This is a genomic window from Bradyrhizobium sp. USDA 4506 (assembly GCF_054058795.1).
Genome location: NZ_JBSSBM010000002.1, coordinates 2,994,073 through 3,008,210, shown reverse-complemented (window position 1 = coordinate 3,008,210; position 14,138 = coordinate 2,994,073). Strand labels below are relative to the sequence as shown.

The 14,138-nt window shown below is 65.3% G+C and carries 12 protein-coding genes, 1 pseudogene and 1 riboswitch; of the genes and pseudogenes, 1 reads left to right on the top strand and 12 read right to left on the bottom strand.

Annotated elements, in window-relative coordinates; translation table 11 throughout:
- Positions 1 to 284: 284 nt before the first annotated feature.
- Positions 285 to 1,613 carry an MFS transporter gene (locus ACVIHF_RS16300; protein ID WP_253608488.1) on the bottom strand — a complete coding sequence of 443 codons (1,329 nt, stop codon included), beginning with the start codon at positions 1,611 to 1,613 and terminating at the stop codon, positions 285 to 287.
- 430 nt (positions 1,614 to 2,043) lie between these two features.
- Here ACVIHF_RS16300 and ACVIHF_RS16295 point away from each other — a divergent pair.
- A pseudogene (locus tag ACVIHF_RS16295) lies at positions 2,044 to 4,302 on the top strand (ComEC/Rec2 family competence protein).
- Here the strand turns inward: ACVIHF_RS16295 and ACVIHF_RS16290 are convergent.
- From ACVIHF_RS16290 to ACVIHF_RS16240, 11 genes are all read right to left on the bottom strand, one after another.
- Positions 4,299 to 4,526, bottom strand: coding sequence for a hypothetical protein (locus tag ACVIHF_RS16290; protein ID WP_229193503.1), 228 nt, complete (start codon positions 4,524 to 4,526; stop codon positions 4,299 to 4,301). The pseudogene ACVIHF_RS16295 and the gene ACVIHF_RS16290 sit on opposite strands and share 4 nt — an antisense overlap.
- 145 nt (positions 4,527 to 4,671) lie before the next feature.
- Entirely contained in the window at positions 4,672 to 5,100 is a 429-nt protein-coding gene (locus tag ACVIHF_RS16285; RefSeq protein WP_026192810.1) for a hypothetical protein, read from the bottom strand.
- Between the two features lie 256 nt (positions 5,101 to 5,356).
- Positions 5,357 to 6,061 carry a transcriptional repressor LexA gene (gene lexA, locus ACVIHF_RS16280; RefSeq protein ID WP_016841600.1) on the bottom strand — a complete coding sequence of 235 codons (705 nt, stop codon included), beginning with the start codon at positions 6,059 to 6,061 and terminating at the stop codon, positions 5,357 to 5,359.
- A gap of 243 nt (positions 6,062 to 6,304) precedes the next feature.
- Entirely contained in the window at positions 6,305 to 7,516 is a 1,212-nt protein-coding gene (locus ACVIHF_RS16275) for a molybdopterin molybdotransferase MoeA (RefSeq protein WP_456792291.1), read from the bottom strand.
- 26 nt (positions 7,517 to 7,542) lie between these two features.
- Positions 7,543 to 8,169 (bottom strand): HAD family hydrolase, encoded by a 627-nt coding sequence (locus tag ACVIHF_RS16270; protein ID WP_229162852.1) that lies wholly within the window; start codon positions 8,167 to 8,169, stop codon positions 7,543 to 7,545.
- A gap of 453 nt (positions 8,170 to 8,622) precedes the next feature.
- Positions 8,623 to 8,778: a hypothetical protein gene (locus ACVIHF_RS16265; protein WP_168855882.1), complete on the bottom strand. Its 156-nt coding sequence runs from the start codon at positions 8,776 to 8,778 to the stop codon at positions 8,623 to 8,625.
- A gap of 87 nt (positions 8,779 to 8,865) precedes the next feature.
- Positions 8,866 to 10,137, bottom strand: a complete 1,272-nt coding sequence (locus ACVIHF_RS16260) for a serine hydroxymethyltransferase (protein ID WP_253608490.1) — start codon at positions 10,135 to 10,137, stop codon at positions 8,866 to 8,868.
- Between the two features lie 36 nt (positions 10,138 to 10,173).
- Positions 10,174 to 10,259: riboswitch (ZMP/ZTP riboswitch) on the bottom strand.
- 289 nt (positions 10,260 to 10,548) lie between these two features.
- Positions 10,549 to 10,995, bottom strand: coding sequence for a YybH family protein (locus tag ACVIHF_RS16255; protein ID WP_310879560.1), 447 nt, complete (start codon positions 10,993 to 10,995; stop codon positions 10,549 to 10,551).
- A gap of 101 nt (positions 10,996 to 11,096) precedes the next feature.
- The gene (locus ACVIHF_RS16250) at positions 11,097 to 11,789 is read right to left on the bottom strand and encodes a winged helix-turn-helix transcriptional regulator (protein WP_456780452.1); all 693 of its coding nucleotides are present in this window, start codon (positions 11,787 to 11,789) and stop codon (positions 11,097 to 11,099) included.
- A gap of 210 nt (positions 11,790 to 11,999) precedes the next feature.
- Positions 12,000 to 12,662: a response regulator transcription factor gene (locus ACVIHF_RS16245; RefSeq protein ID WP_028334034.1), complete on the bottom strand. Its 663-nt coding sequence runs from the start codon at positions 12,660 to 12,662 to the stop codon at positions 12,000 to 12,002.
- Positions 12,659 to 14,086: a HAMP domain-containing sensor histidine kinase gene (locus ACVIHF_RS16240; protein WP_456792290.1), complete on the bottom strand. Its 1,428-nt coding sequence runs from the start codon at positions 14,084 to 14,086 to the stop codon at positions 12,659 to 12,661. Before ACVIHF_RS16240 ends, ACVIHF_RS16245 begins: the two co-directional genes overlap by 4 nt.
- Positions 14,087 to 14,138 lie beyond the last annotated feature (52 nt).

The following is a 14,138-nucleotide window of genomic DNA, read 5'->3' as shown; positions in this document are numbered from 1 at the left end:
CGCCAACCAAAGGCGGCCGGAGCGGGGATTTGCGTGGCGCAGGATCCCCTCTGCCGCCCGATGCAGGTTCTACAGAGACATCACGCCAGAGACGGCGGGTACGGGACGGATTCAGAAGCGTCGTCCCGCGCTCGCTGGACCGCAGCATGGCGCCAGGGTGAGAGCGGTTTCGACTGGCGTGGATAGCGGCTCGCGTAAGGAAAACGCGTCGAGACAAGCTTCTAGAGTCCCGTTCCGATCCCGTCGGAACGGAGCTCTAGTCGCCCGTCAGCATGGTGACTCCCTCACGATGCGGCTTTCGCCTCGATCTGCTCCCAAATTCTGGTCTTGCGTGTCTCGGGCATGATGAAGACGGCGATCACGAAGCACACCGCGGGAACGACAATCGGGTAGATCAACGCGTAGCCGATGCTGCCGGTCGCCGCGAAGGCGGCCGATGTGATGAACGGCACCAATCCGCCGCCCCAACCATTGCCGATATGATACGGCACCGAGACCGAGGTGTACCTGATCCTGGCCGGGAAAAACTCCGCCAGGAACGCGCCGACCGGCCCGTACACCATCCCGACATAGCAGACGAGGATGAAGATGATGAAGACGGCGACCGGATAGTTGATGTGTCCCGGCTGCGTGACCATGCCGAGCCACAGATACAGCGGATAGTAGGTGATCGCGGCAAGCAGCATTCCTCCGAGGATCACGGACTTGCGGCCGATCTGATCCGACAGCCAACCAAAGAAGATCAGGCTCGGCGTTGCGATCAACAATGCGGCCCCCACGATGTAGGCCGAGGTAACCGCATCGACCTTGGAGACCTGCTGCAGGAAGTACAGTGCCCAGAATTGACCACTGTACCAGACCACGCCCTGTCCAATCAGGACGACGATGGCGATCAGGATGTACTTGATGTTGGCGCTGAGGAAAGCTTCCCGCCAGGGATTCCTGGTCATCTGTCCCTGTGCCTTGATCTCCTGGAAAATCGGTGTCTCCTGGAGCTGCAGGCGGATGTAGATGGCGATGGCCACCAGCAGGAACGAGACCAGGAACGGGACGCGCCACGCCCATTCGTCAAAGGCCTGATTGCCGGCCCAGGTTCGGGTCAGAACGATCACCGCCAGCGACACCACGATCCCCAGCGTCGGCGAGGTTTGTAGCCAGCCCGTGTAGTAGCCGCGGCTGTCGTCCGGAACATGCTCGGCGACGTAAGTGATGGCGCCGCCATACTCGCCGCCCAGGCACAGACCCTGGATCATCCGCAAACCGAACAGAATGAATGCGGCCGTCAGGCCGATCGACTGATAAGTTGGGATCAGTCCGATCGCTCCCGTTCCTAGGCCCATTCCGCTCAGCGTAATGAGGAATGTATATTTGCGGCCGACCCGATCGCCCATCCATCCGAACAGGAAGGCCCCCAGCGGGCGGATCAGGAATCCCGCAGTGAACAGCGCGATCGTGCTCAGCAGGGCTGCGACAGGGTGGGATTGCTCAAAGAACTTGACCGAAAGAACCGCGGCCAGGCTGCCAAAAATATAAAAGTCGTACCATTCAATGATGTTTCCCACTGACGCAGCGACAATCACGCGGCGAAAATCGCTTGGTACTTGAATTGCCATGTGCTGCTCCTCTCAAAAGCAAACGCTACTCCTCGCGTTTTTCAGCGATCTATCCGCTCGCGGAGTGCGCGTGGTGCGCGGCGTTACAGGCGAGATTTGCGCGTTCGTCCGCAACGCCTGATCTCAGGGGAGTTGTGGCCACCTGAGAGGAGCTCCAGCGGCCTTCAAGTGCCGCGAGCCGTCACTGCCTCATCCCCGTCTCTTTGGGAGCGGAGGCATCGGAACAGTCTATTCCTAATGTGATCGGTATCTTAGTGAGACTTTCGGCTCGATCGATTTGACGCAGGCGGCAGCCGTGGCCCGGCGCGAGCTAGGCAAGGCGCGACGATCCAGGTACCCGGGCGTTGCCGGTCCGTATTCTGCATCCGTTCCGCTAGTCGGGTGACGGGGCCATCCGCTAGCCTGCCGGCCGGCAGGGATCGCAAGCGGAATGGCGGAGCAGGGCACGACGCCGGGCGGCAAACGCGGCTACGCGGGGACGTGGCCGCCGCGCACGGCTGCGCCGGTCGGCGGCTTTCTCCCGGCGCGCGCCGGCATCTGGAAGCCTCTCGTCGAGACAGTGCGGCAATGGGCGCGCGCGGAGGCGGGGGCGGGCCGCCTGTTGCCCTGGGTGCCGGTGGCGTTCGGCACCGGCATCGCGTTCTATTTCGCGGCCGAGCACGAGCCGGTGCTGTCGGTCGCGGCCACCGTCGCAATCCTGCTCTGCCTGCTGGCGCTGCTGCTGCGGCGGCGCAGCGTGTTTCCCGTTATCGTGATGCTGGCCGCGGTCGCCGCGGGCCTTGCGACGGCGACCTGGAAGACGGCGCGCGTCGCTCACACGGTGCTGGCGCGACCGATGTTCTCGGTGGCGCTGACCGGCTTCGTCGAGACGCGCGACATCCGCGAGTTTCGATGGAGAGCCCGCGCGACATGACGAAGCTCAATCGGGTCCGGCTCTCGGTGAAGAAGGGCACCGCGCCCGATGTCGGCAGCTTCGTTGAGTTGAAGGCGCGGCTGTTGCCGCCGCTCGGGCCGCAGCGCCCGGGCTCCTATGATTTCGGCCGTGACCTGTATTTCCAGGGCATCGGCGCCTCCGGCTTCGTGATGGGCGCCGTCAAGACCAGGGAGCCGCCTGCGACCGGCGGCTTTGCGCTGCGCTACGCCGCCTTCATGCAGGGCCTGCGCGACGCCATCGACGCGCGGATTCGCACCACGCTCGACGGCGACCAGCGCGCGATCGCAACCGCCTTGCTCACCGGCCGGCGCGATGCGATCTCGACGCCGGTCAACGATGCGATGTTCATCTCGGGGCTCGGCCATGTGCTGTCGATCTCCGGCTACCACATGGCCGTGGTCGCCGGCGTCGTGTTCTTCGCGGTGCGCGCGCTGCTCGCGCTGTTTCCGGCGCTGACGGCGGGGCATCCGATCAAGAAATGGGCCGCGGCGGCCGCGCTGGTCGCCGCGGCGTTCTATCTGTTGCTGTCGGGCGCGGAGGTCGCGACGCAACGGTCGTTCTTCATGACCGCCGTGGTGCTGCTCGCCGTGATCGTCGACCGCCGCGCGATCACCTTCCGGACGCTGGCGGTGGCGGCGCTGATCGTGCTCGCGATCGCGCCGGAGGCGCTGGTGCATCCCAGTTTCCAGATGTCGTTCGCCGCGACGCTCGGGCTGGTGGCGCTGGTGCAGATCGGGCTGCCGAACCTGCTGGCGTCGCCCGACCATTCGGCGACCGCGCGCGTCGCGCTGTGGGGCGGGCGCGAGCTCACGATGCCTGATGCTGGCCTCGCTGGTGGCGGGGCTGGCGACGACGCCCTATGCCGCATTCCATTTCCACCGCGTGACGCCCTACGGGCTGCTTGCGAACCTTGCGGCGATGCCTGTCGTCTCGGCGGTCGTGATGCCGGCCGGCCTGCTCGGGCTCGTCGCCATGCCGGTCGGCTTCGACGGACTGTTCTGGGCGATCATGGGTCTTGGCATCGACTGGATGATCCTGGTGACGCAATGGGTCGCCGCACTCCCGGGCGCGGTCGGCCGCATGGCGGCGTTCGGCATCGGGCCGCTGATCGCAGCGAGCGCCGGCCTCATCCTGCTCGGGCTGCTGCGCACGCCGCTGCGCTGGTCAGGCGCGGTGCTGCTGCTGGTGGCCTCGGTCTGGGCGCTCAGGGTGCCGCAGCCGGACGTGCTGATCTCGGGCGACGGCCGCAACGTCGCGGTGCGTGGCGGTGACGGGTGGCTGCATCTGATGCACAGCGCCAAGGATGCATTTTTGGTCAAGGAGTGGCTGGCGGCGGACGCCGACGCGCGCACCGCCACCGATGCGTCGCTCGGCGAGGGCGTCTCGTGCGATGCCGGCGGCTGCGTGACCCAGGGACCCGGCGGCGTCTTCGTCGCGCTGGCGACCCGGCCGGAGGCGCTGGCGGACGACTGCGAGCGCGCAGCCCTGATCGTGACGGCGCGGCCGGCGCCGCAGGGCTGCGCGGCATCGGTGATCGATGCCGAGCGGCTGCGCCGCCACGGCGCGCTGGTGCTGCGAAGGATCAGGGACGGCTACGCCGTCGATGCGGTCAAGCCCGGCGGGATCGACCGGCCGTGGTCGCCGGCAGTTCCCGGCGACGGCGAGAGCGAAACGACGCTGCGCGCGCCCGCCGCCGCGCCGCGGCCTGCGGTGGATGCGACGCCGGCCGAGACCGATCTGCAGGGCGATGATTAGCCGTGGTCCGGCGAGGGGCCGCTCGGCAGCTCGAACAGGCCGAGATGGTATTCGTCGGAGTCGGGGCCGGCGTCGGGCTTCTTGACGAGGGTGAAGGAAGCCTCGGGAAATTGCTCCCAGACTTTCAGGTCGTCGGCCGTTACCGTCAGCCAACCGAACCGGAACATGTAGCGGCCCGGTTCCGTGACGCGTCCAGCCTTTTGCCATGTGACCTTATCGACCACCGCGCACGTCCTCCGTGCCCGATGATGCGCCAAGGCGCCGGCCGACGCAAATCTCCTTCTGCGCCCCGGAAGCGGGAGTCCGGGGTCGCCCGAAATTGCTTAGGTCATCCGCCGCCGAACAGCTCATTCCGCGGCGACGATGCGCTCAACCCAAAAACAGCGTTGCGAATGCGGAGGGCCGCCGCTCCACAACCTTCGGCTTCTGCTCGACCGGCGGATGCAGCGCCGGCAATTGCAGCACGCTAACGCGCTGTCCCTCGACCAGCTGGGTCACCAGCACATGGCTGCCGTCGGGGAATTCGACCGCGTCATGATGCCGATCAGGCACGTCGGGCTCGACTTCGTTGAACACGCCGACGCGATAGTTCAGCGTCTTGGTCCAGATCCAGCGGCTGTCGTAGCGAACGTTCTCGGCGAAAGCGAGCTCGGTGCCCGGCAGCATGCAGACCGCGACAGTGGGGTCATTCTCCGAAGCAAAGCCGCGGGTCGACGTGCCGCGGAACGTCGTCGTGATCAGCGTCTCTCCGACAATGGCGGGGCGCGATGCCACGGCGTGCAGACTATAGTCACACATCGGATGGCTCCTCATTTCGAGGTAGCGACCCGTGCCTCTCCTTGAGGCATTAGGGCCTCTACCAGAGTGGACGATAGCGAACGAGCGTCTGCTCGTTTCTGGGCGATTGTACGACTGGTCCGAGATCGCTCCGATCACAAACACGCGACGCTGCGCGAGAGGTATCGGAGCGCATCGGGCAGGCCGTACGCTACACTATCATGCAAGGAACGATCCGACGTGTTGCTCGTTCCCGGCCGCCGCAAGTATTTGCAATTCAGTATTTGCGATAAAGGCCGATCAGCTTGCCCTGGATGCGGACCCGGTTCGGCGGCAGGATGCGCACTTCATAGGCGGTGTTGGCCGGCTCGAGCGCGATCGATGCGCCGCGGCGGCGGAAGCGCTTCAGGGTGGCTTCCTCCTCGTCGATCAGCGCCACCACGATGTCGCCGGTATTGGCGACGTCGTTGCGCTGGATCAGCGCCATGTCGCCGTCGAGGATGCCGGCATCGACCATCGAGTCGCCGCGCACCTCGAGCGCATAGTGCTCGCCGGCACCGAGCATGTCGGGCGGCACGCTGATGGTGTGGCTGCGGGTCTGCAGCGCCTCGATCGGCGTACCGGCGGCGATCCGGCCCATCACGGGGACCGCGACCGGACGGTTGCCGTCGTCCTCGGCAATCGGCGGCGTGCTGGCGCGCCGGCCGAGGGTGCCTTCGATGACGCTGGGCGTGAAGCCGCGGCGGCCGTTGCCGCCGCCGGCCGAGAGTTCGGGCAGCTTGATGACCTCGATGGCGCGGGCGCGGTTCGGCAGGCGGCGGATGAAGCCGCGCTCCTCCAGCGCAGTGATCAGGCGGTGGATACCGGACTTCGAGCGCAGGTCGAGCGCATCCTTCATCTCGTCGAAGGAGGGCGGTACGCCGGCCTCTTTCAGACGTTCATTGATGAAACGCAGTAGTTCGTACTGTTTGCGCGTGAGCATCTCGAGTATTCCCCCGGTTGATAGCGTCGTTCGATTCCGAGACTCTTCTGGTGGGGCCTGCAGGCCGGGCCTGACCTCAGGAGCATGTGCTCGATGCACCTGCTTCCACGCGGCTTCCCGATTGTAGACACCAGTACTCGAAACAAATCATGAACGGACACTATATGTTCGATATGTGTTCCGCAACCACTTAATTTCCGGTGAACGTGTCGGGCAACGCACAATCGGCGGGGCGCGAAAACCCTATTCGGGCAGTGTCAGGATCTCGCATTCGCTGCCTTCGACGGCCGCCGCCGCGAACGGCGGGCGCACGAGAAGTGCCCGTGCCGCAGCGAGATTCCCGAGCAGCGACGAGTCCTGCTGCGTCACCGGCGTTGCGATCAGCGTGCCGTCCTCGCGCGCTTCGAGACGCGCACGCAGATAGTCCTCGCGCTGGTCGTTGGCTGCGAGGTCGCGGCCGAGCAGGGCGCTCGCGCGGCGATGATGAATCACTTTCCGGCCGCTCAGCGCCCGAATCAACGGCACCAGGAACAGGAAGGCGCAGACATAGGACGACACCGGATTGCCGGGCAGACCGATCACCCGCATCGCGCCGAGCCGGCCATGCATCATCGGCTTGCCGGGCCGCATCGCAATCCGCCAGAACGCCATCTCGACGCCCTCGGCTTCCAGCGACCGCTTGACGAGATCGTGGTCGCCGACCGAGGCGCCGCCTGTCGTGATGAGGACATCGGCGCCGGCCTCGCGTGCCCGGCGGATGCCCGCCGTGGTCGCCTCTGCCGTGTCGGCGGCAACGCCGAGGTCGACGGTCTCGGCGCCTTCGGCGCGCGCCAGCGCTCGCAGCGCGTAGCCGTTGGAATAGACGATCTGGCCGGGACCGGGCTGCGAGCCCGGCATCACCAGCTCGTCGCCGGTCGCCAGCACCGCGACCTTCGGGCGGCGGCGCACCGCAAGTTCCGGATAGTTCATGGCGGCCGCCAGCGACAGCGCGCGGTCGGACAGGCGGCTGCCGCCGGCGAGCAGCACCTCGCCCTCACGGAAGTCGACCCCAGCCGGGCGGATGTGCCGCCCGACGCTGGCGGCCTCCGTGATCGTGATGTGGTCGCCGTCGACGGCGGTGTCCTCCTGGATGATCACCGCGTCGGCGCCATTGGGGATCACGCCGCCGGTGAAGATCCGCACCGCCTCGCCGGCGCCGACCGTCCGCTCGAACGGCCGGCCGGCGGCGACTTCGCCGATCACCTTGAGCCGGGCCTTTAGATCAGCCGCATCGGCGGCGCGCACCGCATAGCCGTCCATCGCCGACATCGGCTGCGGCGGCTGGGTGCGGAGCGCCGCGAGGTCGTGCGCAAGCGTGCGGTGGTAGGCGGCATCGAGCGCGACCATCTCCTCCGGCAGCGGTTCGGCGCCGGCGAGGACGGCGGACAGGGCATCGGCAACCGGCATCAGGGCCACGCTCAGAGCTCCTCAATTCTTAATGTTCAAATTCCAAGTGCGGTCAAAGCCCTTGCCACGTCATCCGTCGACGTCACGTGGATAGCATGAAGGCCGCGCGCCCGCGCACCTTCGATATTGGCGGCCAGGTCGTCGAAGAACAGGATCCGCGACGCCGGCACGCCGATGGCTTTTACCACATGATCGTAGGCCTCGGCGTCGGGTTTGCGGAAGCCGATGCTCGAGGACAGGAAGACGTTGCGGAAATGGCTGAGCAGCTCGGCATGGGTGACCGAGAAATGCGCGACATGGGCCGGATTGGTGTTGGAGAAGGCGTAGAGCGGCATCCGCTTGGCGGCCGCCGCGAGCAGCGGGGCGATGCCCGGCATCTCGCCGGTGAAGATCGCGTTCCAGCCTTCGAGGAACTGGGCGTCCGTGATGTTGATGCCGAGCGTCCGGCGCAGATTCTCGAAGAATGCCGCGTCGTCGATCCGGCCGATCTCATGATGCTTGAAACTGTCGTCGACGACAAAGCGCGTGGCGAGCTCGGCGGGCGCACAGCCGGCATGCTGCGCCCAGTGCGCCATCACCTTGTCAAAGTTGATGTCGAGCACGACGCGGCCGATATCGAACAGCAGCACGTCGACGGAGTTGGGAGAGAATTGCGAGGTCATTGCGTGAAACCGTGTACGAGAATTGCGGGCAGGCGGCAATGTCCTCGATTTCAGTGACCGGTGTGTGGATTGTGCGTGGCGTTGCATTCATCGCGAGACTGTTCCCGCGCACACCGTCGTCCCGGCGAAGGCCGGGACCCATAACCACAGGGTTGGGTTGTTGAGAGGAAGCTGTGGCCCCAGCGTCGCGCAACAATTGAGATTTGGGGTAATGGCTCCCGGCCTTCGCCGGGACGACGGCGGGTGTCGTCGCTTGTGCGTCAAACATCCGCATTCTCGCGACATGATCTGTCCGAGCCTTGCTCTTTTCACCCTATATTTTTGCTGCGGGGCTTGGCTTGCCGCGTCGGGCAACTCAGTGGCACGCACGCACGAGCTTTCAGCGCACCAAGCGACTTGATGCTTGCCGCGGCCTGACGCCCGCGGTGGCTTGGTGCCCGCCGGACGTAGCTCTCACAGCCTGGACAGTGCCAAGCCGAGGTAACCGATCAGCGCACCGGTGCTGAGAATGATGACGACGAGCGCCTGTTCCGAGCGTGCTTGCAAGGTTTTCCGGGTCACGGCGTTGGACGCTCCGTCTTCGAGATCATGCGGTCCAACGAACAGCATCAATTTCCGTTCCGGTCCTTCCCCCGGGAACCTTCACGACCTGCCGAGTGACGCGACGAATGCGGAACAGGAATGCGGGTCGGCCGCCTATGAGGGCGGTGCGATCCCCGGAACGGGGAAAGCGCGGCACATCTCGACGCTGTTCGACCTCAGTCGCTTGACGACCGCTGCATCTCCCTTCGACCGGAGGGATTCCGCAGTGAGTTCGGCGATCAGGCGCATTTCGGGCTCGCCCATGCCGCGCGTGGTCGCCGCCGGCGTCCCGAGGCGGATGCCGCTCGGCCTGAGCGGCGGCCGCGGATCGTCGGGAATGATCTGCTTGTTTGCGGTGATCCCGACGGCGTCGAGAATGTTCTCGGCCGCGCCGCCGTCCAGGCCGACGCTGGCCACCGTATCCACAACCATCATGTGATTGTCGGTTCCGCCGGTGATCAACGTCATGCCGCGTTCCATCAACGCTTCGGCCAGGACCTTCGCGTTGCGCATGACCAGTCTTGCATAGGCCTGAAAATCGGACGTCGATGCCTTCTTCAGCGTGACCGCGGTTCCGGCCACAACGTTCATGTGCGGACCTCCCTGCAGTCCCGGAAACACCGACGCGTCGATCTTGCCGGCGAACTCCCGGCGACAGAGAACGATGCCGCCGCGCGGCCCGCGAAGCGTCTTGTGCGATGTCGTCGTCATCACGTCGAAACCCGCATCGAGCGGATTGCGCAAGGCGTTGCCGGCGATCAGGCCGCCGTAATGGCTGACGTCGGCCATGGTCAGCGCACCCACCTCATCGGCAATGCTCTTGAAGGACGCATAATCCAGATCGCGCGGATAAGAGCTGTAGCCGCACAGCACCAGCTTCGGACGGACGTGCCGGGCCATGGCGCGGAGCTCATCGAAATCGATGGCGCCGCCGTTTGACGGCTGCGTCTTGTAGCGGGCGAAGTTGAAGAGCCGCCCCATGTGCGACACCGGCGCGCCATGGGTGAGATGGCCGCCGTGTGACAGGTCCATCGCCAAGATCGTATCGCCGGGCTGCAGCAGGCCGAGATACACGGCCTGGTTCATTGGCGACCCGGACAGAGGCTGAACGTTGGCATGTTCGGCGCGAAACAGCGCGCAAGCGCGCTGTCGGGCAAGGTTCTCTATCTGGTCGGTAAATTCCTGGCCGCCGTAATAGCGGCGTCCCGGATAGCCCTCGGAATACTTGTTGGTGAACACCGATCCGAGCAGCTCGAGCACCTCGGGATAGGTGTAGTTCTCCGACGGAATCAGCTCGACGCCGTCTTGCTGGCGGCGCTCTTCGCCCTCGAGCGCAAGGGCAACTTCCGAATCGTTGAGATGGAGTTCATTGCGGAATGACGGCATGGTCCGGGCTCCCTAAGACGCTGGATCATCAGCTGAACGGGTTGCCCAGGCGAACGGCGTTGGAACCCTTCGCGCTTCACCGTGGTCAATTCCACGTAAGCTCGCCAGTCGCGCGAGGGACGAATGAGCCTGCGAGGCTCATCGCGAGCAGAAGGCTATCCAATCCCCGGCGGGCTCGCAAGGGTTGGTTGCTGGCGCCGCCGCGGGCCCAGCGTTGGGCGAGATCGAACATCTGGCGACAGCCACGGCAATGGCGACCAAACCGAGGGACGTCCGGCTTACCCAATGAACCGATGTCCCGATGATCAATGCCGTCTTCGGCTGAGGGCCAACAAGGTGCATGACCATCCGTCACTTGCGGCCCGTCAGGCTTGCGGGGTGGCTGACCGTGTGGCTGTGGCACCCGCGAATCTATTCCTTGACGAAGATATGAGACTTTATCTTCCACTGCCCGTCGGGTTGGCGTTCAAGCAGTCTCACGGTGCTGCCAGAAATTGGCGCCGCCTTCTCATTTACTACTAGCGTGGCCGTGAAATGCGAGGTGGTGTAGGCGTAGTTTCCCATGGGCAACACATCGAGCAGCTCAACCTTGTGATCTCTGACGCTTCTTCCCCGCCCGGCAAAGAAATTACGGATTGCCAAAGGGCCGGTGACTGGCTGCGCACCAGGCGGCATCAATCTGGCGTCAGCGGCATACAACGGTAACAGGGCATCGAAGTCTGCGTTGTTGATGGCGGCATCCCATTTGGCAGCCGCCGAGGAAAGTTCGTCGGCAGGTGGGGCTGCCCCTGCGGGACTGACGCAAATACAAGTAAAGATCAACAACAGGGTGCATGAAAGAAGAGAAGGGCGGCTCATCTTTGCCTCCTTTAGCTGAGATGCTTAGCGCGGGAGCGCATTCGCAAACGCTATAGCCGAGGCAAGCAGAACCACTAGTCCAGAAAGTGGACTGGATATCCTCAACTGGCTGAGACTCGATCTGCGGCCGCCGGCGCCTCATCGGCATATTTGCTGCGTGGGAACCAAGCCCGCATGCTGTTCACAAGATGCCTGGGACCGTCGATCTCGATTTTGCCGAGCTCACACGCCCGTAGCAGCGGCATCTCGTCTACGAAAATCTGCACGAGCGTCAGCAGACTCGCATAGAGGCTGATATCGACCTTGAAGCCGGGGTCATCCCAGCAAAGATCGGCTTCCTCCTTCTTCACAACAAACCACCAGCGCTTTGGCCGAGCGTCCGCAATCTCGATGTACAGAACGAAGTCGCATGGAATGTGCCTTAGATCGAACGAACGGCGCATATTCCACATGAGCCGGCCCGCGTGAAGTTCGTTGGGTGTGAGCTGGCTGCGAGCCCATTTGTGGCCCCAATAGCCCATTGCATCGATAATTGGCCTGGCTTCCCTGGCTGCCTGGGTTGGATGGTACTCCCAATGCCCGTTATCGCCTGATCTGCGTGAGATTAGCCCGGCTTCTTCTAGCGTTTGCAGGCGCTTGGAGAGGAGGGTCGGCGACATCTGCGGGATGCCGCGGCGAAGCTGGTTGAAGTGGTGGGACCCCAGCAACAGTTCGCGGAGCAGGAGCGGGGTCCACCGCTCCGTGAGAATTTCCGCAGCTTTGGCTACGGGGCAAAATGATCCATAGCCTTTCATGACGAGAACTTTAGCATCACGAGGGCCACCAAGGTAGTCCAGGTTCTGAACTATGTCCCAGACGAGCCAGCATCGAGGCTGTCCTGGAGGTCTGTTACGCGATTTTCTCGAGACTCGGCCATTCGACGATGCCGGCTCGATGTTCGGTTTGCCCGAAGGCAGATGCGGCTCGATTTGCCAGTACGCGGCCTGGCTGGTGCCACCGCGGGCTCAGCGTTCGCCGAGATCGATCTGCGTGAGGATGCCTTGCCGCAGCGCGAGGCGGACCAACTCGATATCGGTGCCGACGCCGAGCTTGTCCTTGATCAGGGAATGCAGGTTCGCGACCGTCTTGGGACTGAGGTGCAGCGCCTCGGCGATCTCCTCGGTGGTGTTTTCCGCGAGCAGCATGCGCAGCACCTCGAATTCCCGCGCGGTCAGGAGGTCGGCCGCCTTGGTCTCGCCGGCAAGGTGGCTGAGCGCGAGCTCGTGGTCGATATCCGGGCTGATCGCGATCTTGCCCGACAGCGCATCCATCACTGCGTGCACCAGCGTCTCCGGCGGGCTGGTCTTGGTGACATAGCCGCTCGCGCCGGCGCGGATCGCCTGCACGGCAAAGGCCGCGTTCTGGTGCATGGTGAACACCAGGATTTTTGCGCGCCTGTCCCACTGCCGGAGGCGGCGGATGGCCTCGATGCCGCCGATGCCGGGCATCGACAGGTCCATGATGACGAGGTCGGGCCCGGTCTCCTTGTAGAGGCGGTAGGCCTCGACGCCGTCGGAGGCTTCGGCGACGACGCAGAGGCCCGGCTGCTTCTGCAGCATCGCCCGGTAGCCCTCCCGGACGACGGCGTGGTCGTCGACCAGCATGATGGTGCGCGCCGCATGGCTCATGCCGCGCGCTCCACCGGTGCGGCCGCTCGGCTAACCGCGACGGGAACGATGACGCGGAGCGAGGAGCCGTTGGGCTGTCCGGTCTCGAAGCTGAGCCGCCCGCCCAGCGCGGCGACCCGTTCGCGCATGCCGAGCAGGCCGAGGCCGGACCTGAGCTGGGAATCGCCTTTGGGATCGGGATCGCCGGGCTGGCCGTCATCGTCGATCGCGAGCGCGATCGCGCTGTCGCCGCCGCCGGGCGGCGCCTCGCGCATCTCGAGCCGCAGCATCACGCGCGTGGCGCCGGCATGCTTGGCCGCGTTGGTGAGCGCCTCCTGCACGATGCGGTAGAGATTGGCGCTGACGGAGGCGGCAAGGTGCTCGAACGATCCCGATATGGCGATCTCGAACCGCGGCTGTCCGCGGCTGCGGCCGTTCCAGCCGGCGACCAGGCCCTCGAGGCTGGCCGCAAGTCCGAGTTCGTCGACATCGGGCGGGCGGAGCCGGAAGAGGGCGCCGCGCAACGTCTCCATCATGTCGGTCGCGGTCCGCGCGATGCCGTCGCATTCGGCGAGCAAAGGCGGGCAATCCGCGGCGGCGGTCTGGCGCGCCGAGGCGGCTAGCGCGCGGATGGCGGCCAGCGACTGCCCGAACTCGTCATGCAGCTCGCGCGCGAGGTGGCGGCGCTCCTCGTCCTGCACCAGGATCAGTTTCTGCGTCAGCGCGTTGCGGTCGGAGAGCGCGGCGGCGAGGCGCTCGGCGAGCTGGTTGAAGACATCGCCGATCGCCGACAGTTCGGCGAGATCGAACGGCGGCAGGCGCGCTGCGAGGTCGCCTGCGGCGATCCGCTCGAGCCCGTCGCGGATCTGCCGCGTCGGACGCAGCGCGCGCGCCAGCGACGCATAGACCAGGGCGCAGAGCAGCGGCAGCGCGAACATGAACACCGCCATCAGCCGGCCGGCATCGTGCCAGGCCTCGGCGGTCGGCACCGCCGGATCGATCCAGGCCACGGCCTCGCCGATGGCATTGCCGCGCGAAACCACCTGCCGCACCACCTCGCGGCCGGGATCGAACAGGCGGCGATAGAGCGCCGCGAAGGCCAGCGGCGGCGCGGCCGTGTCAGTCTGCGAGCCGCCGCAGAAGCGCTGGCTGATCTCGCCGCTATTGCTGCGAAAGGCGAGGCACAGTCCCGGCGTCATGACCGAGGCGGCAACGCTGTCGAGATCGGGAAATTCGGAACGCGCATTGTTCAGCCACTGGATCTTGCTCTGCTGCAGCTCCAGCGTCTTGGCGGCGATATCGGCAACGGCCGCGATCCGCCCGCGCACCGAGCGGTCGGCCTCGATCAGGAAATAGCCGGAGATGACGGCAAAGCAGAGCGTTGAGACGATAGCCACGCGCAACGTCAGCCGCAGTTTCAGATCGCTTCCGGACCAATTCCACATTGGCGTATCCTCAAGATCGAAGGCGGGCTTCGGCGCGCGATCGCGGGCAGGG

Excerpts from the sequence above, each read along its gene's own strand:
- ACVIHF_RS16245 (WP_028334034.1), bottom strand. The coding sequence starts at position 12,662 with ATGAGCCATGCGGCGCGCACCATCATGCTGGTCGACGACCACGCCGTC.
- ACVIHF_RS16240 (WP_456792290.1), bottom strand. The coding sequence starts at position 14,086 with ATGTGGAATTGGTCCGGAAGCGATCTGAAACTGCGGCTGACGTTGCGC.
- ACVIHF_RS16260 (WP_253608490.1), bottom strand. The coding sequence starts at position 10,137 with ATGCCGTCATTCCGCAATGAACTCCATCTCAACGATTCGGAAGTTGCC.
- ACVIHF_RS16265 (WP_168855882.1), bottom strand. The coding sequence starts at position 8,778 with ATGCTGTTCGTTGGACCGCATGATCTCGAAGACGGAGCGTCCAACGCC.
- ACVIHF_RS16270 (WP_229162852.1), bottom strand. The coding sequence starts at position 8,169 with ATGACCTCGCAATTCTCTCCCAACTCCGTCGACGTGCTGCTGTTCGAT.
- ACVIHF_RS16300 (WP_253608488.1), bottom strand. The coding sequence starts at position 1,613 with ATGGCAATTCAAGTACCAAGCGATTTTCGCCGCGTGATTGTCGCTGCG.
- ACVIHF_RS16285 (WP_026192810.1), bottom strand. The coding sequence starts at position 5,100 with ATGTGTGACTATAGTCTGCACGCCGTGGCATCGCGCCCCGCCATTGTC.
- ACVIHF_RS16250 (WP_456780452.1), bottom strand. The coding sequence starts at position 11,789 with ATGAAAGGCTATGGATCATTTTGCCCCGTAGCCAAAGCTGCGGAAATT.
- ACVIHF_RS16255 (WP_310879560.1), bottom strand. The coding sequence starts at position 10,995 with ATGAGCCGCCCTTCTCTTCTTTCATGCACCCTGTTGTTGATCTTTACT.
- lexA (WP_016841600.1), bottom strand. The coding sequence starts at position 6,061 with ATGCTCACGCGCAAACAGTACGAACTACTGCGTTTCATCAATGAACGT.